Origin of the sequence: Dyadobacter tibetensis Y620-1, from assembly GCF_000566685.1 — a bacterium.
GTDB lineage: Bacteria > Bacteroidota > Bacteroidia > Cytophagales > Spirosomataceae > Dyadobacter > Dyadobacter tibetensis.
Genome location: NZ_AZQN01000004.1, coordinates 473171 through 498208 on the forward strand (window position 1 = coordinate 473171; position 25038 = coordinate 498208).

Annotated in this window: 19 protein-coding genes; 8 read left to right on the forward strand and 11 right to left on the reverse strand. The window is 41.6% G+C overall.

Features of this window, described 5'->3' with window-relative positions; translation table 11 throughout:
* Positions 1-48: 48 nt before the first annotated feature.
* The 3 genes from X939_RS0113890 to X939_RS0113900 form a co-directional block, all read right to left on the reverse strand.
* Positions 49-1383, reverse strand: coding sequence for a GntP family permease (locus tag X939_RS0113890; RefSeq protein WP_025763888.1), 1335 nt, complete (start codon positions 1381-1383; stop codon positions 49-51).
* A 22-nt stretch (positions 1384-1405) separates the two neighbouring features.
* Positions 1406-2560, reverse strand: a complete 1155-nt coding sequence (locus X939_RS0113895; RefSeq protein ID WP_025763889.1) for an alpha/beta hydrolase family protein — start codon at positions 2558-2560, stop codon at positions 1406-1408.
* A 90-nt stretch (positions 2561-2650) separates the two neighbouring features.
* Entirely contained in the window at positions 2651-3538 is an 888-nt protein-coding gene (locus X939_RS0113900; RefSeq protein WP_025763890.1) for a diacylglycerol/lipid kinase family protein, read from the reverse strand.
* A 50-nt stretch (positions 3539-3588) separates the two neighbouring features.
* Between X939_RS0113900 and X939_RS0113905 the strand changes: the two genes are divergently transcribed.
* The 3 genes from X939_RS0113905 to rlmF all read left to right on the forward strand — a co-directional run bounded on the left by X939_RS0113905 (position 3589) and on the right by rlmF (position 8667).
* Positions 3589-4587 carry an App1 family protein phosphatidate phosphatase gene (locus tag X939_RS0113905; protein ID WP_025763891.1) on the forward strand — a complete coding sequence of 333 codons (999 nt, stop codon included), beginning with the start codon at positions 3589-3591 and terminating at the stop codon, positions 4585-4587.
* A 605-nt stretch (positions 4588-5192) separates the two neighbouring features.
* Positions 5193-7640: a PAS domain-containing hybrid sensor histidine kinase/response regulator gene (locus tag X939_RS23105; RefSeq protein WP_025763892.1), complete on the forward strand. Its 2448-nt coding sequence runs from the start codon at positions 5193-5195 to the stop codon at positions 7638-7640.
* Positions 7641-7692: 52 nt separating this feature from the next.
* A complete protein-coding gene (rlmF, locus tag X939_RS0113915; RefSeq protein ID WP_025763893.1) occupies positions 7693-8667 on the forward strand; it encodes a 23S rRNA (adenine(1618)-N(6))-methyltransferase RlmF in 975 nt (324 codons plus the stop codon).
* A gap of 17 nt (positions 8668-8684) precedes the next feature.
* Here the strand turns inward: rlmF and X939_RS0113920 are convergent, their stop codons facing one another.
* The gene (locus X939_RS0113920; RefSeq protein WP_025763894.1) at positions 8685-10952 is read right to left on the reverse strand and encodes a PAS domain-containing protein; all 2268 of its coding nucleotides are present in this window, start codon (positions 10950-10952) and stop codon (positions 8685-8687) included.
* Positions 10953-11655: 703 nt separating this feature from the next.
* On the opposite strand from X939_RS0113920, the gene rnk reads away from it, so the two are divergent.
* On the forward strand, positions 11656-12036 hold the full coding sequence (rnk, locus tag X939_RS0113925) for a nucleoside diphosphate kinase regulator (RefSeq protein WP_025763895.1): 381 nt from the start codon (positions 11656-11658) through the stop codon (positions 12034-12036).
* A 204-nt stretch (positions 12037-12240) separates the two neighbouring features.
* On the opposite strand, the gene X939_RS0113930 is transcribed toward rnk, so the two are convergent.
* The 7 genes from X939_RS0113930 to tsaE all read right to left on the reverse strand — a co-directional run bounded on the left by X939_RS0113930 (position 12241) and on the right by tsaE (position 20628).
* The gene (locus X939_RS0113930) at positions 12241-15213 is read right to left on the reverse strand and encodes a glycosyltransferase family 117 protein (RefSeq protein ID WP_025763896.1); all 2973 of its coding nucleotides are present in this window, start codon (positions 15211-15213) and stop codon (positions 12241-12243) included.
* Between the two features lie 215 nt (positions 15214-15428).
* Positions 15429-16727 carry an ABC transporter permease gene (locus X939_RS0113935; protein WP_025763897.1) on the reverse strand — a complete coding sequence of 433 codons (1299 nt, stop codon included), beginning with the start codon at positions 16725-16727 and terminating at the stop codon, positions 15429-15431.
* 42 nt (positions 16728-16769) lie between these two features.
* Complete coding sequence (locus tag X939_RS0113940; protein ID WP_025763898.1) at positions 16770-17684, reverse strand: ABC transporter ATP-binding protein; 915 nt, start codon at positions 17682-17684, stop codon at positions 16770-16772.
* A 198-nt stretch (positions 17685-17882) separates the two neighbouring features.
* Positions 17883-18317 (reverse strand): hypothetical protein, encoded by a 435-nt coding sequence (locus X939_RS0113945; protein WP_025763899.1) that lies wholly within the window; start codon positions 18315-18317, stop codon positions 17883-17885.
* Between the two features lie 131 nt (positions 18318-18448).
* On the reverse strand, positions 18449-18853 hold the full coding sequence (locus X939_RS0113950; RefSeq protein WP_025763900.1) for a hypothetical protein: 405 nt from the start codon (positions 18851-18853) through the stop codon (positions 18449-18451).
* A 58-nt stretch (positions 18854-18911) separates the two neighbouring features.
* Positions 18912-20138 carry an alanine dehydrogenase gene (locus X939_RS0113955; RefSeq protein WP_084299479.1) on the reverse strand — a complete coding sequence of 409 codons (1227 nt, stop codon included), beginning with the start codon at positions 20136-20138 and terminating at the stop codon, positions 18912-18914.
* Between the two features lie 49 nt (positions 20139-20187).
* Complete coding sequence (gene tsaE, locus X939_RS0113960) at positions 20188-20628, reverse strand: tRNA (adenosine(37)-N6)-threonylcarbamoyltransferase complex ATPase subunit type 1 TsaE (RefSeq protein WP_025763902.1); 441 nt, start codon at positions 20626-20628, stop codon at positions 20188-20190.
* 750 nt (positions 20629-21378) lie between these two features.
* On the opposite strand from tsaE, the gene X939_RS23795 reads away from it, so the two are divergent.
* The 4 genes from X939_RS23795 to X939_RS0113980 all read left to right on the forward strand — a co-directional run bounded on the left by X939_RS23795 (position 21379) and on the right by X939_RS0113980 (position 25038).
* Positions 21379-21654, forward strand: a complete 276-nt coding sequence (locus X939_RS23795) for an SH3 domain-containing protein (RefSeq protein ID WP_198034416.1) — start codon at positions 21379-21381, stop codon at positions 21652-21654.
* Between the two features lie 192 nt (positions 21655-21846).
* Positions 21847-23148 carry a hypothetical protein gene (locus tag X939_RS0113970; RefSeq protein ID WP_025763904.1) on the forward strand — a complete coding sequence of 434 codons (1302 nt, stop codon included), beginning with the start codon at positions 21847-21849 and terminating at the stop codon, positions 23146-23148.
* Positions 23149-23152: 4 nt separating this feature from the next.
* On the forward strand, positions 23153-23521 hold the full coding sequence (locus tag X939_RS0113975) for a hypothetical protein (RefSeq protein WP_025763905.1): 369 nt from the start codon (positions 23153-23155) through the stop codon (positions 23519-23521).
* Positions 23522-23538: 17 nt separating this feature from the next.
* The gene (locus X939_RS0113980) at positions 23539-25038 is read left to right on the forward strand and encodes a hypothetical protein (RefSeq protein ID WP_025763906.1); all 1500 of its coding nucleotides are present in this window, start codon (positions 23539-23541) and stop codon (positions 25036-25038) included.

Genomic DNA, 25038 nt, shown 5'->3' on the forward strand with positions numbered 1-25038 from the left:
TTTTGAAGAATGGAGTGATGGTCTTAATGGATTATCACTCCATTTTTTTTAGACCAAAATCAGATAAAGCAGGAAAGTAAAAAATAAGCTGACCAATCCCTGTATGCCGGTTAGTAAGGTATGTGTTCGGTAAGTGGAGTTAGGTGTAATTCCAGTAAATTGCGAAAATACCCAAAACCAAGCATCATTGCTGTGCGAAACCGTCATGGCTCCGCTCCCTACAGCCATTACCAGCAGGGCGATCTGTATTGGGGAAACAAAACCCATAGAAATTAATAAAGGGGCAAGAATACTAGTGGTCAGAACCATGGAGGTTGTCGTAGATCCTTGTGCAGTTTTGAAGAAAGCAGCTATCAAAAAAGCAATGAGTAACATCGCTACCCCAGACATTTCATTGAGGGCCAACCAGTTGCTAACCAAATCTTTTAGTTCGGTTTCTTTAAGTACAGCCCCAAACGATCCGCCTGCCCCCACCAGTACTAATGTGGTACCACAATGACTAATTCCCTCTTTGAAGCACAAGATCATTCGTTGGGCTGCGTCCAAGGGAAATAAGCTATAGCTAAAGAATATGGCTATTAAAAAAGATACCAAAGGACTCCCAAAAAAATTTAGCCATTTCGTCGTCTCTAAAGGCAGTTCCATAAGGTTTCCAATAGAAGCCAAGGTGATGAGTATAATGGGCAATAGAATAGGCATAAAGGCTTTCCATGCAGGTAACAGGTTCGTTTGCTTCGGCTCTTCGGCCTGTAGTTCTCCTTCTTCCTGAATCTCTACCACCCGTCCACCAAATTTTTCGGCAAACCAGGCAGAAACAAATAAATTTGGAATTGAAATAATGAGTCCGAGTAAGATAACCATGCCTATGGAGTGAGGTATACCCAAATTCCCGGCTGCAGAAATAGGTCCTGGGGTGGGCGGCACCAGCGTATGCGTGGCAAATAACCCACCTGACAAAGCAAGTGCAACGGTTCCTAAGGACTTGCCTGTACGGAGTGCTACAATTCGATTGAGCTTATGTAATATAATGAACCCTGAGTCACAGAATACTGGAATACCTACGAATGCGCCTATTATGGCCATGGCTAAAGTAGGACTTCGTTTGCCAAAACGTTGTAAAATCACATCCGCTACCTTGACGGCTGCTCCCGACCTATCGAGAATAGCCCCTATTACGCAACCTAATATGACCATCATCCCTATCTTGGACATTAGGTCACCAAAACCTTTCCCTATGGTTTCGGCAATTTTGTCCACTGGCAAACCTGCTGCTATCCCCACCCCTAATGCAGCCAGTAATAACCCTGCCAAGGGATGAAGCTTGAGAACTGTGGAGCTCAAAACAATAAACAGGATGGCCGCAAATACAATGAGTATGATCATAGCAAGCTGATATTCAAATCACTTATAAAACCTCTAGCACGGCATCGTCTCCTTGTCGCGCGTTCCCGGGTTGAGGAAATTGGTCGTTATAGACACTTAATTCTTTGGGAGATAAAACAGGGATATTGCTTTCATCTATTTTTCCTTTACTATTCAGTATAGCTTTCAGATCTAGGCGCAATTCTTTAGCCATAAAGCGGTACATGGCCTCCCGCTTATTGGGGCCATAGTCATGCTTCTCGTCAGGTAAATGCACGTTACTTACCTGCCCTGGCTGGTTATAGAGAGAATAGATTTGTCGGATATAAGGATACTCTAAACGAGCTGTATGCCTGGTCCAATCGCCTCCATCGGATATTAGTAACATTGGCCTGGGAGCCGCCAGGGCGGCTATCTGTACATTATTGGTTTGATATTCCCCTTTTTTATGAATAGGCATACCACTTTCACAAGCACATCCTCCAAAAAAATAGGAAGAAACCATCACACAGGGAACCGAAACCCTAATACGTGGATCGATGGCGGTCAATATAAATGTTTGGGTGCCACCACCCGACTCTCCGGTAATAGCTAACCGGGTGCGATCTACATATGGTAATGAGGACAAAAAGTCCAAGGCTCTGATACTGTTAATGGTTTGCAGTTTGGCCACTTTAGCTATTTTGTGGTCACATTGCTGAGAATCCCCATGGCCAACCATATCCCAAGCAAATACGATAGCACCCATCCGAGCTAAGGCAGCACAGCGTTTTTGAGTCTGCTCCATAAATCGGCCCGTAGGATTTTGCCCGTGTCCATGTGGAGCCAATACAGCTGCATAGCTCTTACTCTGTTTTAATGGCCTATACAAATTCCCCGTCATATAAATGCCCGGAAGGGTTTGAATAAAAACCTTTTCTATAGAATAACCCTCCATGACACGTTTGCCATGAATAACAGGAGGAGAAAGAGGAGCCGGAGGTAAATCCTTCAACTCCAGACCCTCTAATATTCTTTCTTTAATAAGTGACGCTCGCATTTCCCATTCACCTCGTGTGGAATAGCTATAAGATTTTAGAAAGTCTTCTCCTTCCTGTTCGGTAAAGTAAGCCCCTTGGCATAACTCGTTAACCTGAGCTAAAGAAGGTAAAGGCAGTATACAAATCGTACAAAAAACTAAAGTCAGAATTGTTCTCATCAGTCAGTTTGGGTAAGGGTAGTTAGATAATAGAAATAAAAGCGTAGATTACCTTACTCCTTACTGATGCTATCCGGATTATTTAAAATCTCAAGAAACAGAGGCTGGAACTGCCATTTTCACAAACTTCTCCAGTATTTCTACTCTTACCTGGTTAATTTTACCCTTATACTCCCCATCAATCTGAAAATGTGCACCGTCCGAAGGGCATTCTATCAGGGCAGTTTTGGTAGAAATAATTTGCAAAATATCGGGATTATAATCCGTGTTCCCCGTCAAAATTTTTGCTGACTCAATAAAATCTAATTTTCTGGCAATGATCAATTCGAAATAACCATCTGAAATACTTCCCTTGGGATTAATATTGACCCCTGTACCATACTTGGCCCCGTTCGCAATGATTACAATTAGTGCCTCAGTGGTGATTTCGCCCTCTGGATAGGATATTTTCACTTCAAAATTATTATGTTCACTCAGGGTTTTGATCATTTCCCTTGCATAGCCAATCTTCCCCCTGCTATCATTTAATTCATAATTTTTAATCAAAAGCGCATTCAGTCCTACATCACTGAGGTGTAGACATATTTCATCATTTATGGAAATAGCATCCATCCGCACGAAATGATTCCCCAGGGCTACGTCAAAGGCTTCTTCCAGGGATGAAGATAGTCCAAAATCGACCGATAGACCATTGGCCGATCCGGCGGGAATGATGCCCAATAACACATCTACCTGCTGTACAGCCCTGGCAACCAACCCTATAGTCCCATCTCCACCCGCTACCAGTATACGCTCCGGTTTAATCTCCTTTACCATCGCTTCGATCTGCCCCAAATCGTCTTTTCCCGTTGTTTGATAGATCCTTAGGTCAAATGGCTCGATTTTAGACCGCTGTATAGCAATATCAAATATTTCATCCTTGGCTCTTCCCCCAGATACCGGGTTGACAACCAATAAAACCTTTCGTTCCGTGCGCATATTTTATAAATTGAAACAATTCGTGTACTTTTTAGATTATAATCAATAAAATGGATATAAAATTATACCGGGGCTATGGCAATAATGCAGATTTGGTGGTATTCGGACATGTAGTCAATAAATATCCTCATGGAGATAATCAATATACGAATAAAGGTTTCAGATATGCCCGAACAATATTAAAACTTTTTTCAATAAAAACGATTCCATTCGTTACCGTCTGTCTGAAGGTAGAAAATCAAGAATATACAACCCAGACGCAAGCCGATGGATACTTCAGATTCCATGTAAAGTTGCCTAAGCCCCTACCCCATGGATGGAATCGATATGAAATTTTATTAAAAGATCCTGCTCAGCCCGAACTGCCTCCTGTTCGTCGACAGGAAGAATTCTTTATACCTTACCCCAGCTCCTATGGAATTATTTCGGACATTGACGATACTTTCCTGATTTCCCATAGCAGAAAGTCTTTTAAAAAACTATTTCTACTCCTTTCCAAAAACGTGCAAGCCCGGAAGCCATTTAAGGATGTTGTGCAACACTATCAGTTGCTTTCTTTCGCTAGTAGGCAGCATCCTCATCTGGATAATAACATTTTCTTCTATGTCTCTAGTAGTGAATGGAATCTATACGATATGATCGTGCGCTTTGCAGATTTAAATGGACTCCCAAAAGCCGTTTTAAAACTAAAACAAATTAAGACAGGCATCGATGATTTCATTAATACTGGGGGGGGGAACCATAGTCATAAAACAGAAAAAATTTATAATATCATTCAATTCTACCCTGATTTACAATTTATTCTCCTAGGCGACGACTCTCAAAAAGATCCGGAAATTTATGAGGAAATATGTTTGAAATTCCCAAAAAATATCAAGGTGATATACATCCGGCAAACCAGAAGATACCGTAAAAAAATTGTCATAGACCGCCTGAAGAAAATTCAGTCTATGGGTATTCAGACTTGTTATTTTGACCAAAGTAGTAAGGCAATTATTCATTCGTTGGAAGAGGGATTGGTTTTCCGCTCTCCTGCGGATACAACTTAACTATTCCAAATTATCAACCTCCTTCTCGATTAGATTCCAAATAAGATAGAACTAGTCACAAGACCAGCTTGATAACAGAAATTATAACTAGTGACATATAACAGAAACGTATACAGCAATTAGTTCGTATTGAAGATACTAGAAAGTTAATTTAATGGGATTGAATATTGAATTATCAGTCTGTTCAATAAAATGCAAATCTTTATTCTCGCGCTGTCTCTCAAATGAAATTTGATATAGAACTAAATAAATTTCGATTTATAAATGGCATTTATTAGAATATAAATAAAGTTATTAAGCATATATTTTTAAAGAGAAAATTTGATGATACTACGCCTACATCTACAAAAATAGAAGTCCAATTTAACCCACACACACAATAAGTTTGAAGAGAGGCTATATTTTTTGACAAATTTTTGTAAGTTTGAATATTTTGAAGGTGCCGCAAACCTATTCTCGTAGTATTATTTGAGCAACTAATAGTATTAATTGACCGTCTATTCGGCCAGCTAACACTTTAATGGTCTCATATAAAGGAAGTTTTTAGTTATTTATTATAAGTAAGGTGTGATACACCAAAATCGGAGAGTCATTACGATTTAAGCATGAAAACCGAAAGCAAACCCTTTACCGATGGACATCAGCGGCTATTTCATATAGTAGGTGCGGTGCTGGCTATATCTGGCTTTTTTATCCTTTTGTCAATATTAGCGGCTTTTTTTACGGATTCTTCAATCCCCGTTATCCAGATGATCTGCCAGCCCTCCCATGCGGTCAGCCTTGTTCTACTTGGAATGACCCTTTATCCGGGTATTTTAGGACCATTGGCAAGTAAATTACAAACCAGGCAGATTCCCCTCATTTTTGTCGGTGTAGCCACTTTAAACTTAGGACTGGACCTATGGACGGATCACCAGGGGACTGTGACCTTAGCGGCCTCCCATGATCATTTCCCCCTGCGAGCGGGAGATATGGAGAATATTAATTTCTTGCTGATCGCTCTGGCCCTTCATACCATACTATTCCGTCCGAAAGGTCTGGGCATACGCCTATTATATGTGGTAACCTTATTTAGTTTTACAATGACCATCAACTACATCTATAAGGTACCCTATTTCTATCTTGCCCCCTTCTTGCACACCGATTATCCGCTAATTACCTTTGTTCAATTAACCGTTTCCATCATTGCTTCCTTATATCACCCTAATGTTGGCCTGGCTGGGCTGTTTACAGGGGATAAGATTGGCAATATCATGCTACGGAGAATCTTCCCTTGGACAATACTTATAATTTGTATTCAAGGAGCCGTACGGATATTTTTTTTCAAGAGAGGGACTTTTACGTTTGAATTTGGGGTAGCCCTAGCCGCCATTACATTTTTAACTGTAGCCCTGATAATACTCACCAATACTGCCAAATATCTTAATCAATTAAATTACAGGAGAGAATCCGCAGAAAGCGCGCTTCGTAATCTTAATAAATCTCTGGAGGCTAAGGTCAAGCAAAGAACTCTGGCATTAAAGCTTAGTGAAGAAAAATTTCATAAGGTTTTTAAAATGAGCCCAGTGGGAATGGCGATATCTGAAGTCCCATCAGGGAAACTCCTGGAAATCAACGACCGGTTTATACAGCAAACCGGATATACCCGGTCTCAGGTGATAGGGAAATCTTCTAGCGAAATAGGCTTATTATCGGCCAAGGATGTAGAAAAAGCGAGGACCGTACTAAGGCATCAGGGGAGCATATCCAATTATGAAACACCCTATTATACGCAAAATGGAGAAACCAAAATGGGACTCTTGTCAACTGAAATCATCATTATTGAAGATATTAAATATGCCATTACTACCGTATTCGACGTAACTGAAAGAATCGCTTTTGAAAAGAAAATTCAAGAGGTTTCCCGTGCGAAAGAGCAATTTCTCGCTAATATGAGCCACGAAATTCGTACGCCGATGAATGCGATTATTGGCTTCACCAATTTAATGGACCATATCAATATGGATGAGGAAGGCCGTCGCTACTTGTCCTATATCAAATCCAGTGGGGAAAATCTGCTGGTTCTGATCAATGATATCCTGGATTTTTCTAAAATTGAAGCGGGCATGATGGTACTGGAAAAAATCCCTTTTAATATGAGCGATTTGATCCAATCTCTCCATATGATGTTTGCTGCTAAAGCTCAGGGGAAAGGATTAACATTGAAAATGGAGGTTGACCCCGACATTCCTGAAGTCTTATTAGGAGATCCAACTCGTCTCACCCAGATTCTAACAAACCTAATCAGCAATGCCATCAAGTTTACTGAGGCAGGTATGGTCATGGTTAGCTTAAAATGTATAAAAGAAAATTCCGATAAGACCCATATACAATTCCAGGTGCAGGACACGGGTATAGGAATTGCTCCAGAAAAGCAAAACGAAATTTATGATCGATTTGTACAAGCCAGCGCAGAAACAACCCGCGATTTTGGGGGCTCTGGCTTAGGACTTACCATAGTAAAACGCTTGGTGGAGCTACAGAATGGATCCCTGAAACTTGAAAGTGCCTTGGGGCAAGGGTCCACTTTCAGCATAATGATTCCATACCAGATAGGTCAAGATATTAACGCCGCACAGGCAGCGAAGGATAGTGCTAAAAACCTGCTTCCTCCTTTTCAAGACGGAGCTAAAGTTTTACTGGTAGAAGATCATAAAATAAATCAGATTCTGGCTGAAGATGTATTGAAAAAGTTCGGCTGCGAGGTTACCATTGCCATACACGGAGCAGAGAGTCTGGAGTTTTTACAAGAAAACAGCTATGATATTGTATTAATGGATATTCAAATGCCGATTATGGATGGATATACTGCAGCCAGACTCATACGAAATAAGCTTAATCTAGACGTTCCAATCGTTGCCATGACTGCACATGTCATGGCAGGGGAAAAGGAAAAGTGTATTAGTTTTGGCATGAACGATTACCTATCCAAGCCTTTCAAAAATGAGGATCTATATGCAGTCCTCCAAAAGTATATCGCCCAGGACAGGCCTTACATTCGCGATATTACCTGATTATGACTTGGGGAAATGTCATATAGTCAAAGTAAATGCATTATTTTGTATTATGAAACATGGCAAACATCTGGAAAAAACGAAAACGCTGGTCCCTATCAAAGATAAGCTTCACCCTAGAAGTCTGCATAGGGGGCGCTATGATTTCAAGCAACTTACCCAACATTCCGTAGAGCTTGCCCCCTTTGTCCGACCAAATCCCTATGGAGAATTGGGGATTGATTTTGCTGACCCAGTAGCCGTTAGGATATTTAACAAGGCCCTGCTTTCCTTTTATTACCAAATTAAGGACTGGGATATACCCGCACCTTTCCTAGTACCTCCTGTGCCGGGGAGAACCGATTATATACATTATATAGCCGATCTATTAGCAGAGAATCATCAGGGAGCGATCCCTTCTGGTCCGCAGATAAAAGGATTAGATATTGGTGTGGGAGCCAATGGCATCTATCCCCTGGTAGGGCATCGACTTTATGGCTGGTCCTTTATCGGTAGTGATATTAGTGACAAGGCATTGCTGCATTTGCAAAAGATTATTCAAGCGAATGACCTGCAACAAGCAATTGTGCTCCGAAAACAGTTTTCAACTCAGCAGATATTTAATGGCGTTTATCAGTCGCCAGAGCGTTTTCATTTCACCATGTGCAACCCCCCTTTTCATAGCTCGCCCGAAGCGGCTCAAGCTGGAAGTCTAAGAAAAGTCCGCAATCTTAATAAAAATAAGACGGAAAAAGTTATCCTGAACTTTGGAGGAGAAAATCAGGAACTCTGGTGCCCCGGAGGCGAAAGGCACTTTATAACGCAAATGATCAAGGAAAGTTCGGCTATGCCATTCTCCTGCCTATGGTACACAACTCTGGTAAGTAAAAAAGAGAATGTCGGACCGCTTCAACAGGAGTTAAGGAAGATGGAAGTACAGGTAACAAAGGTTATCTCCATGGGACAAGGGCAGAAAAACAGCAGAATATTGGCTTGGAGCTTTATGAATGATAAACAAAGGCAAGACTTTATGCAGAACGAAGGATAAAATATTTATTCCTTTTATTAAACTGAGGTTTTGGCAGAAATTTGTCTGATAATACCATCCAGCTCCTGGGCACTTTCTAAAAGATAATCCATTAGTTCATCATTCTCTGTCTGCGAATTCTGATAATTCTTCATTAGATCGACTATACCCATTAAACGAGCCAAAGGAGCTCTGATCACATGAGACTGAAGGTAGGCGATGCTACGTAGGGAATCTTCAGCTATTTTTCGTTCTGTGATATCAACCCCAATGCATTGGACTTCCTCTGGCATTCCTTCATCGCTTAAAATCGCTTTGAATTGCCAATATGTCGAGTGTTCACGCCCGTTATTAGACCGGGCTTCGAATTCTGCCGAAACGACCGAATAAGGGGTTTTCATACATTGGTTAACCGATTCCTTTATGATTTGCAGATATCCCGGCTGAACAATCTCCAGAGGATTCTGGCCAATTATTTCAGAACCGTCAAAAACCCATCCATAGTCTTCAAAATATTTATTATTATAATAGGTACAGCATCCATTCAGGTCCATGCGGATTACATAATTGGTTTGTGAATCGACCAAATTCCTAAGACGTGCTTCACTAGCCTGCAATTGCTTTTGAGTTAGTTTATTATCCGTTATATCCAAACAAGCACCAAATAAACCAATTGCCTGTCCATATGTATTAAGCCGGACTCTACACCAGGACTTCAGGAAGCGGACTTCTCCATCAGGTCTGACAATTCGTTCCTCAAAAATACCATCGCGCTTCCAATGAAGCACATATTGAATATGTTCCATGACCCTGTCGCGGTCCTCGGGATGTAGCAATGCCTGATAGCCCTCAAAGGTGGATTTAAATTCCCCTTTACTCAGTCCATAGATCCGATAAAGCTCATCAGACCAATTCACCACATTATTAACCATATCCCATTGCCAATTCCCAAACTGAGCCATTTCCTGAACCTGGCGCATCAGAGAATCAGAATCTTGAAGAAGCTTGGTTTTATTCTGATTCTCGAGTATAATACGGAATAATTCCGTACAACGATCTATTACCATTAACTCCTCCTCCGATGGAAGTTTCACTTCTTTGTAGTAAATACCAAAGACAGCAATAACGTCTCCCTGATTGTTCAGTACCGGATTAGACCAACAGGCCCGCAAATTATATTTTAATGCCAAATCTTTAAATTGCTCCCATCGCGGATCGCTGGCAATATCTTTAACTATGATCCGTCTTTTCTCATACACAGCAGTGCCGCAGGAGCCCATTAATGGACCTGTCGTGAGTCCATTTATAGCATGCATATACTCCTTAGAGAGAGAGGGTGCTGATCCATTAGAAAGCCTATTGTCAGTTACATAATGCAAGGAGCAGTGCATATTCGCATAGATATGCTCTACACCAAGCATATAATTATTGATAAGCTCCCATATTTGATCTCCGCCTTTGGAATTAACTCCCAGAATCTTTCTTTCCAGACGATTCAATTCTTCAAGGCGCTTGGAACTGCTTATATCAATCATTACTCCTTGAATACGGGAGGGCATCCCGGGTTTTCTGATAACCGTTACTACGTCACGTATCCATACCAACCGACCATCCGCCGCACGAATTCTGTAATTTATCGAGAAATTTTGATCCCCTTCTAATGCCTTAATCACCGTGTCGACTACCAGAGGGCGATCAGCGGGATATAAGTGTTGAATCCAGAAATCAGATTCAGAGGTCCAGTCATCCTGGGTATAACCCAAAATATCATATACATGCTCACTTATGTAGTAGGTTTTAAAGCTAACCGGGTCCGCCTCCCAGACGATACCTTTCACAGAGGCTAACAGGGACTCCAGGATATACTGAGGGTTGTCAAAGATATGACTCTCGGTATTGGCATTGGCACGCAGATCGTATGAACCACCATCCTCGCTCGATTCACCTCCCTGGCGATATGGCTGAAAACTACAAATGTAATATTTCCCGATATCTGAAGAATCTAGAATACTGTTTACCTGGGCAACAAATGGAAATTTGTTAAAATCCTTATCCTCCAGATAAATGATCTTTTGAACCCCTTCATTAAAATCTACATCAGAGACTAATATCGACTCCCAGTCCCGGAGTGTTCCCATCCAAATATCATGATAAGGCTTCCCAATAACCGACTGTGCGGAATAGCGGCAAAAAGGAAGGAAAGCATTGCTGCAAGCCAGGATTTCCATCTTCGAAGAGGCCGAGAATACCAATATCGGAATGGGTAGAACCTCTATGGCACCGAAATGCGCGTTAGAATCCTTCATTTTACTTAGCTGATTAAATTTCTCCACATACACAATCACGGTTTCAAAACCAGAACTAGCCTCTATATTAAAGTAATATTATAACAAAATTATAAATAGCAACTAAAAAATATATCACTGCAAGGTACCCTGCATCCTAAAGGGGAGTAATTTAAAAATAAAATATAATTAAAATTCAGGACCTTAGAAGAATATTGACCAAAGAATCAAAATAAATCTAGTACATATCATTTTCCTTTCGGTTCTGGGCAAGAACGATTCTGTAAAAACGATTCAGTAGAAAAATCCGGTAGCGGCTCTGAGACTTTTACATCTTTATAAGTTCGGGAATGTACAGGATCATTTGGAATAATAGCGCAAAAAGTATATGTTCGCATATGGACAGGCACAATCGATCATCGGTACCCACTTTCACTGGAAACATCCAGCCGGAACTACTGTGCCCTAAGCCCACAACCAAGTCTACCATATCCTGTTTCCATAAGAAGTCATATTATATTTCCAATTTCAAGGACTTCAATATCTACACCCCGGAGCATCTTATCAGATAGAACCTCGGGGGATATCCGGTCTTCACCGGAAAGCATGCTAATCTAAATAATATCTTTTCACAGTCCAGCTAAGGCAAAGTCAGACCCACCCAAAGTTAATTTCACTTAGCAAGGGCTCAGTCAGAAACTTTTCAATTTAAACTTTTATTAGAATGAATAATGACCTAAACAAGGTCATCCTCAGCGAGGATGATTACCGCCAATTAAAGCAGTTCGCAACAAAAGGATCTGCGAACAATGAGATGTCCCTAGCCCATGAGATTTCTCGGGCTAAAATAGTCAAACGCGAAGAACTCCCAGCTGACGTAATCAGCTTAAACTCCCTTGTTCGAATAAAGGAACTGACCACGAATCGTGAAATGGAATTCACAATCGTCATGCCCGCTCAGGCCGATATCAAAACCCAAAAGATATCTGTGCTTACTCCCATGGGATCGGCCCTTATCGGACTTCAAAAAGGAGTTCAGGTAGACTGGAAGATGCCCGCAGGTATGCGTCGTCTTGAGATACTTGATGTCCAACATTCAGCCTAACCACAAAAAAACAGCTTCCCGGGAGCTGTTTTTTTGTGGGTTTATTAAAAAAGTCTGGCCTGCTTCGTATTACTTCCCCAACTGCGCGAGTCTGTAACTAAAGATATTGTCTTCCCCGCTCTTCCACTGATTATTTCGCATTATTACCAGACATAAAAAAAGCTACCAGAATGTCTGATAGCTTTTAGTCATATTAATTTTTCCTTATTCTCCTCCGAACATATTAAAAGCCGTGAGGTGTTTCTGGAATATGGCTTCATATTTTTTAGTCTCCGCATCCTGCTTATACTTGCGATTTTCGTCGACTACAATTTTCAGCATATATAGAGACACATTGGTATTTCTGCTGATATCTCCATCGTGCTCACGGGCCCAGGTTAGCATTTCATCGGCTCGTGTCGCTATTACTTCTGAAATCTCCTTGGCCTTGGCAGTACTACCGACTTCATAAAGCGGCCCAATAAAGCTAGCCGAAATCTGATCGTAAGGAATACTCTTATCAGGCATAACTGCTAAGCCTTTTTCCAAGACTTTTTGGGCCTCGCTTTTCTTCCCTTCTGAGAGTAATTCTCCAGCCAGGCGCAAGAATGCAATCCGCGCTGTAAACACGGGAGAGCCTAAAAAGGTATTATCATAATATACATTCTCGTTATCGAGCCCCCTCCAAAACATCTTGTTCATCATATTGCTATACATCACCTTCGAATTGACATAGCCTTCTGTCGCACCCGGAACTTTCACAGGAAGCAGACGATAGGCATACCCTTCTAGTTGCATATTCTCCTTTAGATTGAGATAAGAAGAACCACCTAATGTTGAAGAGAAGTAGATCGGCCGTTTCCAGTCATTGGTGGCGATAATATCCAACATGATAAGGTCTGACTTATACAGATCGCCCTTACCAATGGTCCAGCTCAGACTATCTGAAAGATAAGGCAACAACTCCGGCTGAATTATATTCATCTGTTTAACTGCCTCTACATCTACGGGTAAGAAAAGTACAGAAGAAGGCAGGATAGAAGCCATATCCCCTGAGGTAAGAGGAACCTGAATCGCTTTATTTTCCTGCTTAACCAGTCCTAGATACTCCTTCAAATCAATACCATCCTTTACACTGGGAATTTCGTAAAACGGCACGATATCATTTTTCCCAAAAGCATAATTTTCCTTTTCTAAAGAAATGGGTAATGCTTCCGACTCATAAGTTCTTCGTTTCATCTGATCGATATACCAGTCGGTTCCTAGGAGGCTCAGGTTACACACCCTTACATCGGTACGGAAGCCCTCAACTTCCTGCACATACCACAGTGGGAACGTATCGTTATCTCCTCCGGTGAACAAGATAGCGTTGGGTGCACAAGAATTGAGCAAGTTCTTAGCAAAATCGACAGAATGGTAGCGATTATCGCGGTCATGATTATCCCAGCCTTTTACCCCCATCATGACAGGCACGACCAAACCAAGCGCGGAAGCGGTAATCACCCGGGTAGTTCCTGTTTTCATCAGACCTTTCAGGGCATCGGCAATGGCGACTACTCCCATACCAATCCAGATACAGAATATGTAGAAAGAGCCCACATAAATATAATCCCTTTCCCGAGGCTCTGTGGGAGGTGAATTCAGGTAAATCACCAGGGCTACACCAGTCAATATAAATAGTAACCCCAGTACAATAAGATCCTTTTTATTTTTATAAAAAAGCACTACCAGTCCAAGTAATCCCAGGATAAAGGGCAGCATAAAGAAGTTGTCATGCGCTTTATTATCCGCTATGGCCGACGGATATTTTTCGAAGGCGTCCCAAGGCAACAAGTTGCCAGCACCTTCTTCGTTGCTTTCCCTACCAACAAAATTCCATAAGAAATACCGCCAGTACATATGCCCGATCTGATACGAAAACATATAGGACAAATTGTGGCCCATGGTTGGTTTCTGACCTTCCACCAATCCGGTCATTTGGCGGTAAAGTTGCGGGTGTCCCCCTTGGGTGCTATACATACGAGGCAGAAGCATGCTACTTCCCGGTTCGTATTCGTATTCTGGACGGTAGTCGTATATTACATATTTGCCGTTCTGCTTACGATACATTGGGGCCCCTCTTTTTTGAGCGACCGGACGGGAGATAAAAGTCGGACCATATAATAGGGGGCGGCTTCCATATTGTTCCCGCTTCAGATAGGAAACGAAGCTAAGTACGTCGTCAGGATTATTTTCGTTGATGGGTGGGTTATATTCTGCACGAACCAGTACCAAAAGATAACTCGCATAGCCTACCAAAATAAATGCCAGTGATAAAAGGGCCGTATTAAGCAGCACCTTTTGTTTTTTCTGGGCATATCGAATACCCCATACCAGTGCCCCTATAAAAAGAACGATGAATACGATTACACCAGACTTGTAGGGCATTCCCAGAGTATTCACAAAGAATATTTCGAATTTACCGGCCATTGTCGGCAAACCAGGTATGATACCCGAATTGATAATGCCCAGGATTACCAAACCGCTACCAAAAGCTGCCAAGCCACCCCATACATTATGATTCTTATATCGTTTGAAGTAATAAATCAGTGCCAATGCGGGAATGGTTACCAGATTGAGCAGATGGACACCTATAGAAAGACCTACCAAATAGGCGATAAATATCAACCAGCGGTTTGCTGCTGCTTCATCTTTGATGTTCTCCCATTTAAAAACAGCCCAAATTACGATCGCAGTAAAAAATGAGGACATTCCGTATACCTCTGCCTCTACCGCAGAAAACCAAAAGGAGTCGGACCAGGTATAAGCCAAGGAACCTACTACCCCTGAACCGATTAGTAACAATATATCGCTTGTAGACAACTCTTCCTCAGACTTCCCTATAAACTTACGAACCAGAAGGGTGATAGTCCAGAAGAGAAAAAGAATGGTAAAAGCGCTACTAAGCACCGACACCATGTTAATCCAATAGGCCACATTGGTCAGATCGCCAAAGGCGAATAATGAAAAAAGTCGGCCTATCAACAGGAAGAATGGGGCCCCGGGAGGGTGCGGAACCTGTAGCTTAAAAGCACAGGCGATAAACTCACCACAATCCCAAAAGCTGGCGGTACGCTCTACGGTTAGGGCGTAGGTTACAAATGAAATTGCGAAGACTATCCAACCCGCAAGGTTGTTGGTGCGGTTAAAACGGGTCATTTTCAGTGGTATAAGTTGTAAATTTGATTGCAAACATATTACAGAAAAGGTTCGGACTGGGAAGCCTATATTCTGGAACGCCTCAAAATTAGCAAAATAAGAGTAACACCACGGTTATTCCGCTCTTAAAAAGTGTTAATCACTGAAGGTATCTTCATTTTGTCAGCAAGCCGCCCTCACTTAAATATTAAAAATCCGGAAAGTGCCCCACCAGTTTATTTATAAAATATCCACTTTGCTAACTCTTTGTAGGATACTTTTTTTCCATACATCAGTATACCTACCCTATAGATGCGGGAAGCGACCCATATGGTTCCGGCGAAGCCAATTATGAGCAGCCCCATGGAAAGCAATAGCTCCCAAACTGGTACCCCAAACGGAATCCGAACCATCATGATGATGGGAGAGGTGAACGGAATCATAGAAGTCCAAAATGCCAGCGGTCCATCTGGATCCCGAATGACGAACTGGGCAAATACGAATGAAAAGATAATGGGCATGGTAATGGGAACCATAAACTGTTGTGTGTCCGCGTCGTTGTCCACCGCAGCACCCACCGCGCCAAACAATGCACTATATAATAAATATCCGCCGATAAAAAAGAAAAGAAAACAGCCCACAATAAGTGGCAGATTGAGGCTATTAAATGCCCCTAACATATCCGTGACAGCATTGGCCTGAGTAGCTTGTACGGCCTCTTCCTCGGATATTCCAGCTACCTTGCTGATTCCTGCAATTCTGCTTGTCATGATTCCAGAAGCCAGATTGGTAATTATGGTTGACAAAATGATCCATAAAGAAAACTGGGTCAATCCGACCAAGGCTACCCCTATAATCTTTCCCATCATCAGTTGGTAGGGCCTTACCGATGAAATGATAACTTCTACAATGCGACTGGTCTTTTCTTCGGTAATTCCACGCATTACCTGCGTACCATAAATCAGTACGGAAAGATAAATCAGGAATCCACAAAACATACCTATGGCCGTAGCAGCCGTGGAACTACTTGTTTTTTCACCCTCTTCACTCAGGCTTATGGTTTCGGAGTTAACATTGACCCGGGAGTCTTCCAAAACCTTATGGGTAATACCTGCCTGCTCCAGCTTAATATTTTCAATCTGTTTCTCAATCGTCTTCTCTATCCCCGACTTTAGATCCATACTTACATTCTTAGCTGCATAAATGCGTACCCCTTTCGGTTGCTTAATTACATCTTTAGGTATATAGACCAGCGCATTGGCCTTACTCTGAGGAAATAAAATCTTTGCCGAATCGATTCCGATGGGCAAATGCTCAAATTCAAGACTTTCGGTATTTTTAAACTCGTTACTGAATAGGTTACTTTCATCTACTACCTGTACGGTTTTGGAATCTACCGACCCCACAGCAATCCATATCACGGCCGCATAAAAACCTGCAAAAAGCAAGGGAGCCAATAGGGTCATAACCAAGAAAGATTTCTTTTTTACGCGTACTAGGTATTCTCTTCTCAGAACTAGAAATATATTTCGCATAGTATTGTTAATGGTAATGTTGTATTCAGCCATCAGCCGTAACTAGGCTTCCGGAACTTCGTTAACAGCCCGCATGAAGATCTCACTCATGGTAGGAATATTCTCACCAAACGAGCGAATTTCTACTTGTGTAATTAATTCGCGGATCAGATCATTGGATGTCTGGCCCGTTTTTAAATGGATGTCTGTACGCCAGAACCCATCGGCTAAGGCTGTCTCTTTTTTAACCTCAATGCTGGGTACTATTTCACCCAAGCGTTCACGGTGTTCAACATAATAGGTGTTGGTTTTAAACTGTTCCTTAATCAAGGCTTGGGGGCCATCCAATACTTTTCTAGATTTATGGATCAGAGCAATATTGTCACAAAGCTCTTCTACGGTTTCCATACGGTGCGTAGAAAAAATGATGGTACTCCCTTTCTGACGCAACTCCAGAATTTCATCGCGGATCAGATTGGCATTAATGGGGTCAAAACCCGAAAAAGGTTCATCCAATATAATCAGGTCGGGCTCATGAAGCACAGTCGAAACAAACTGTACTTTCTGTTGCATTCCTTTGGACAGGTCAGAGACGGCCTTGTCCCACCAGTTCTTGATGTCAAACTTTTCAAACCATATTTTCAGTTTTTCCATAGCCTGGCGCTGAGACAAGCCCTTTAGCTGTGCCAGATAAAGCAATTGCTCCCCTACCTTCATCTTGCGATATAGGCCCCGCTCTTCTGGCAGGTATCCTATACGAGCAATATGACTATTGTTCAGGAGGGCTCCATCGAAACGTATCTGTCCAGAATCCGGACCGGTGATCTGATTAACAATTCGAATTAATGAGGTCTTTCCTGCCCCATTGGGCCCTAAAAGGCCGAAAATACATCCTTTTGGAATGGCTATACTCACATCGTCCAACGCACGGTGCTGTGCGTACTCCTTACTGACGTTCTCTATATCGACAATATTCATATTATATTTTCATTTCACGCTTAAGTCCTGCAGGAATCACACTATGGTTCTTGCAGGATTCAAAATTGCAAACAATCGCCACTATTCCAAATTAATCTGTGGATGATAGGTATAATCCGGGACTTCAACGGTAAAGCACAAAAAAAGGGTGACAGTCTTTAATGCCACCCTTCTGCTGCTTTCTAAATGCTTAAACGCCTAAGCATATTTTTCCCGAATTTGAAATAACACCCAGAATCCGATTAAGCCCCCGACGATAAAGCCAAAGACATTAAACTGCAGTAAGCTGGCAACCAAACCTATCAGCAGTGCATAGTAGAGTAGATTCCACCCAGCACGCTTTCGTGCTTTCAAGGGACTAAACGCCATAAGGTACATCACAGAGGTTATTATTCCACTGATAATAGCTACATAGAATATAAAACCTGTTCCATAAGGCGTGCCAACCATTCCTAGAGCCATACCTCCTATTCCAAAGGCTGTAAGTAGCCCCAAAAGGCCTAAAATGGCAAAGAATAACATCACATAAGGACCGTATTTGACGAGTCCTTCCTTTACATTATCGGGGAAGGCCGGAAACTTCTGCAAAAAAATATCCTGTAATTCTTTTTCAAATGGCAATTTGGATTCCATAATCTGAAGGGGCTAAGGTTATAAACTGGCTAAATGTACCGAATAACCTGATCATTTTCAACAGATAATGAGCCAATTGACATTTTACCCGATTCAGTAGCATCTGAGCGTCACAGACTGCTTATGTATACTCAATCCTCCGGATAGGGCACATAGACAAACCCTGAAAACTCCCCAATCATGGCAAAGAGGCAACAATACTCATCGGCATCCTTATAATTTTCCTTAAACAACAGAATTGACTCTTCTCCAATCAATTTACGATCTACAAATTCCTGCATCATAGACGCCTTATAGGTATAACGGTTAGCCATTTCTCCACTACCGATCAGGAGGGCGCCTAGCTCAACCTCTTGCATAGAAACAACAAAGACGGGGTTATCTGAGAAACCTCTTTTACGGATTTGATATGAAGCCTCCTTCAGGGTGTCTGAAACTTTCACAAAATCTTCAGATATCAGCCCCATGATTTTTATATTCAACTCAGGAGAGTTGGCATCATCCATGAGGGCATTTTCGTTGCTATTATTGATCATAGTATTTTTTCAAATGGTCAAGACCATTTCTTAAATATTAAAAAAAGGAAACATTAGACTACATACGTGCAGCCATCAACAGGGTAAGATCCTTATATCGCATGTTAAAACCACGGGCAATATTAGAATTGGTAAGTGTACCCTTATGGGCATAAACACCTTTCATAAACCAACGGTTCGCATATATCATTTCTTCTATCCCACCTATGGTACCAGTTCGTAGCAAGAACGGCAGGAAAACGTTACTAAGCGCCGTACTTGCCGTGTAAGCTACCCGGGACGGAATATTTGGTACACAGTAATGAATCACCTCGTTATATTTGAAAATCGGCTTATCATGCGTGGTCATACGTGAAGTTTCGAAGGACCCTCCCTGATCGATACTCACGTCGATCACTACCGATCCCGGACGCATTTTATCAATCATTTCCCGACTCACAACCATGGGACTAAAGGAATTTTCGGCTTTCATGGTTCCAATGAGAACATCCGCTTTGCTGATGGCCTCCGAAAGTGTATCGGTATCTATAATGGATGTATAAAGATTCTGGCCTACTGCATACTTTAATCTTTGTAACCGATAAATATGCTTATCAAAGACCTTGACATCGGCCCCTACCCCAAGTGCTGCCCGGGTAGCAAATTCGGCCACCGTACCTGCACCCAGGATAACAATACTCGTAGGAGGGACACCGGTGATACCTCCTAATATCACCCCTCGGCCTCCGTTAGAATTCGAAAGATATTCCGCAGCTATCAACAAAACGGCACTTCCCGCTATTTCTCCCATGGCCCGAATGATCGGCTTTCCACCTACCTTATCTTCTATCATCTCGTAGCCAATCCCGGTAATCTTCGCCTGGTTAAGTTTTTCGAAATAAGATTTACTCAGGGAAGGTAGATTCAAGGCTGATATTAGGGTTGAACCTGGCTTGATATATTCAAATTCCTTATCCAGAAGCGGTTCGACCTTCAATATCACATTCGCCTGATATACTTCTTTTGGACTATGAACAATCTGCGCTCCTGCCTCACTATATTCATGATCGGACAAATTCGCACCCTTCCCAGCCCCACTTTCGACCCAGACCTCATGCCCTGCTCTCACTAGCAAGCCTACGGCATCTGGTGTGAGCGCAATCCGGTTTTCCTGCAAAGAAACCTCACAAGGCAGTCCGATATGTAGGGAATGATGTTGTTTCTTTACTTCCAAAAGCGACTCCTTTGGGTATAATGCAGACTGTTTAGCCAATTGTTCGAAGCCGGTTATTTGTGGTTGTGCCATGTAGTTGGTTGAAAAATTAATTTGAATAGTGTTGAATCCTTAATCAGATTCAGGCATTCATCTCCCGGATAGTCAGAATTCGTTCCTGTTCAAGGGTTAAGTCCAAACTTAACAAAAGGTATGTTTGCGGCCATAAGGACTCAATTTTGCCAGGCCATTCTACGAAACAATAATTACCAGAGTCGAAATACTCTTCCACACCCATATCCAGGGCCTCGGTTTCATGATTTATTCTATAGAAATCAAAGTGATAGACCAGCTTCCGATCCGCAGTTTCATATTCGTTTACCAGAGCAAAGGTAGGGCTCGTCACTTTCTCTTGAACCCCTAGCTTCTCGCATAATGCCTTAATTAAGGTTGTTTTACCTACGCCCATAGGCCCATCAAACAACCATACGGGCACATTCCTACCCAATTCTAGCAAGGCTGATGACAATTCTTCCAACTGTCCTAACCCCCGGATACGCAAAACTGTTACATCTTCACTCATGACACAAAAATACCATATTTTGAATAGACTAGGTATTTTTTATCGCCATGTTTTCAATTCGCCAATCTTTAGGAGGAATGGGTTGAAAGCCCAAGTTGAAAGGTCTTGCCTCGAAATATCTTTTTGTCTTTCGGTCATAGCTCAAATCATGATGTACTAAAACAGAGCTGAGTTGTATAATGACAGAAAAGTTAGCTTTCCTAATGAAATGGAATATCCATTATCAATACTCCAATAGAATTAACAAATTTCGTGAATAGGCTACCCGGAAACCTTGATTTACATACTCAGATTAAGTCTATGTTAAAAATTGCAGCTATTTTTAACACATTTACGTAGCCTTCCAATTTAAACATGATACCAAGACTCCTTATTGCCTTAATTGGCTTATCCAGTCTATCTATTTTTTCAATAAATTCGGATCCTTTATTTTTTCATCACCTATTAGGTCGATGTTCAGGAAATAACTCTTACTGTTCGGCATGCAGTAACTGTTCCGCCTGCAAAAATTGCTTTCAGAATGGAGGCAGTTGTGCAGTCTGCTATATTCCTCGCAAACGCTCAGCTATTTCTGCTCCAACAGATTTGGGAAATCATCCATATAAGAGTAGCTCTTACAAGACAAAGAGCAAGGCTAATAACACCCCAAGGGCCGTTGCCAAACCCAAGTCCATGCCGAACGGTATCGTCCCCATAGGTACAGTCGCTGGCAATAGCTACAAAATGCAAGGCAGATCGAACAGTAACGAGATGAGCACTATAGATTCAAATGCTGAAAACGCATTGCCAGCGCTCGTAGAAAACCCTGAACCTTACACGATCGAAATACCTGAAAACGCCACGTTTCTCCGTGTAAATGTCTCTGCTGCCAATTTAAGGCAGGGAATTGGAACGAATACCAGTATTTTACAAAGGCTGAATTATGGAGAACTGCTTATCTTACTCGATAGCTTCCCTGACTGGGTATTGGTTCAAACCCTGGATTCGGGCATAAAAGGTTACGTTGCCAAACGACTCTTGCACTAATTCACCTAATCTTTTCCTTTTTGCTTTCTTTTCTACCCTCCGATGATTTTCCGGTTACCTTCTTAACAATTTAAACGAAAATTCCATTAAATGTCGTTCTAGGTAAATAGTTCTGGCTAGAATAAATGATACATTTAATAACGGAAATATATATATTGTTCGCCAGTTAAGACCCTAATACTAAATAAATTCATGAAGCGATATTTCTATTTTTCCTTAATACTGCTTACAGCCTGTTTGGGAAAGAAAACAGCTGTAAACGAAGTCACCGAGCCCACTAAACCTTCGGAAGAGATTAGTAAGCAAGAGCCACCAGCCACTAACAGACTTGGCAAGATCAACTTCTTCCTGGAAACATCGGCCAGTATGGCAGGATATTTTAAGGGATCGAGCGATTTCGTAAGGACAATCCCAAATGTATTGGTAGATATAGAAGGCAAGATTTTAAATGATGGACAACCATTGCAAATAAACTTTATCGCCGATAGCATTGTCCCGTTCAGGGGCAACACCCAGAGTTTTATTCGTGCTATTTCAACGACGAAGGTAGCCAGTAGTAAAAGTTCGGAAATGCACAGAATTTTCGAAATGGTCGCCAATTCCACCAAATCAAACGAAATATCCTTGCTTGTTTCAGACTGCATCCTTTCCTACCCTGATGAAGATATCAAGAGAAACTCCCAAATCAATAGGGAAAAGGCAGCTGGAGGCTTAAAGGCCGATATTAAAGCTACATTTAATAAACTTAAAAAGAGGAATATTGGCGCGAGCATGTTTGCCTTTAACTCGAGTTTTACCGGTACTTATTATACCTATGAAAACAATAAACTCATTCTAAAAGATGAGACGAGACCCTATTATTTATGGGTTATTGGCGATAAAGACCTGGTTGCCAATTTTAAATCCCGATTAGTTCGCCTTCCGAGCCTGTCCTATTTCCAGACGATTGACTTCGGCCTTCACAAGCCTACAATTGCGGAAAATGCTCATGAAATCTTTTTCTCTTACCAACGTATTGGAAACTGGAGAGTAAATGGGAAAGGGGTGGCCATGGAGGGCGAAACAAAACCGGCAACGATAGCCGTAGGACTTAACCTTCGAGGACTTCCCGATTACGTTCAAAAGGTAGAGTATCTAAACAAAAATTTAAAAGGATTGTCCAGCAATGGGAAATTTAAAATTAAATCTGTTCGATCTGCCAAGGACATTGATAAAAGTAAACTAAAGCCCAATGAAATGAAGGTGGCCCTTAATAGCACGCATGTGGTGGTCGTAGAGGCAATCAGTGTATATAGCGACAACGCCTTCCTTAAACTTTATCTTCCAGCAGAGGTTGCCGAAGATTACCGGAGTCTCTCCATCATGGACGATCGATCTCCGGAGTTGCTTAATGGCAAGACATTTGCCTTGGAGCACTTGATTGATGGAGTCAGAGAGGCCTATAACGACCCCAATACCAGTTACATAAATATCACCATACCCTTTAAAAAATAAATTCATGTTCACATTTCTTTATGAAACACTGATTGGCCCTAATAACAACCCCGAATACAGAGATGTAATTTTCCCTTTTGTGGGCCTGTTTACGCTGTTATTTGCAATCGCCACAGCCCTTGTTTTCTATATAATTTTGGGCAGAAAATGGCTGATTTGGTACACTACCACCCATTGGACCATTACCCTTATTGGACTTTTAATTCTTGGCTTCTCTTTTGCCCTGACCAATGCGGAGAATGCAATTGGAATGTCGGATAGCTATAATACACGGCTAGGACTGGCCAATATGCTCTATATCTTTATTTACTTCATTCTATTTTCTTTCATATTTAAGCGTTTCTCCATTTTCGCCAAACGCACTCCATTTTAATCCTTTGACATTATACTATGCCGACAAGAAATACATTTGTTTTCGGAATTGGGGGTACAGGCGCCAGAGTCATCCGGTCGCTAACAATGCTGTTGGCTGCTGGTACTAGGCTTACTGATACCAATAAGATTATTCCCATTATCATAGATGTAGATGCCGACAATGCTGATACCAGCAGAGCATTGAAATCCTTACAAGCCTATAAGTTTATCAGGGATCGCGCCTACAGTGACTCCTCAAGTCACGGTGCGGGATTTTTCAATAGCAACCTTAATACGCTTAGTTCTATTGCTCCCGAAACGGATAATATAGAAGGAATAGAAGATTCTTTTCAGCTTCAATTCGAAAATCTGGAAAAACCTTTTCTTGAGTATCTGGACCCCAACCAAGAATTAGTCCATGACATCAATATGGATCTTCTTGAGGCATTATACGACAACTCTCCCCATAACGATCCTAATACAGAGCTTAACCTCAGGCTCAATCAAGGGTTTAAGGGTAATCCTAATATTGGCTCAGTAGTTTTTAATAATCTGGCCAATACCAAAGAGTTTAGGTTTGTCCTTAGAAGTATCGGAGAAGGTGACCGCATATTTATTGTCAGTTCTATTTTTGGCGGAACCGGTTCTTCGGGATTCCCTCAGCTAATCAAGCTATTACAGCAGGAAGACAGGCTTAAGGATACCAAATTTGGAGCATTGACAGTTATGCCCTATTTCAATGTTACAGATGACCAAAACAGTGCGATTAATTCCGACTTGTTTAACTCGAAAACGGAAGCTGCCCTAACCTATTATAGACAATATCTAAAGGGAAGGGTCCAATCATTTTACCAGTTATGGGACCGACCCCTCAAACAATATGAAAATAAACAAGGGGGCGTAGAGCAAAAGAATAGTGCGCATTTAATAGAAATGATTGGCGCCTCAGCCATTATTGATTTTGTTAATAAGGCTGACGGCAGTTTTCCCAGATTTGGAGATACGCATTACTATGATTTTGGCATAAAAAAGGAAGATCAGGTGATCGACATACGGCATTTTTTCCCTGCCACAGCCAAAACAATTATGGAGCCTCTAACGCTATTCACCTATGCCATGAAGATCTATCTGGAAACGATTCCAGAGTTGAAGAACGAGGCCTTTTTCAAGGAATTGAACTTGAGTGATCGGTATATAAATAGTGCCTTCTACCAAAATTTAACCTCATTCTTTTCTACTCATTATAAAAATTGGTTGCTGGAAATGGCCGATAACGAGAGGAAGTTCCAGCCCTTCAATGTGAATGACCCCGATCTTAACAGCTTGGTCCGAGGCAAACCTATCGAGGTGAAAAAATTTATTGGGATGGTATTGAACGGTGGCATTTCCGAAACTTTTCTCAAAACCGAGTTGGGGAAAATTGAAGATGAGCTAAAGAAAAGTATTCAAGATAATGATAAGCGATTTCTGGAGCTCCTTAATCGTATTTCTTTAGAATGTTTTAAGAAATTGGAAGCACTTCCATCCATGAGCTAA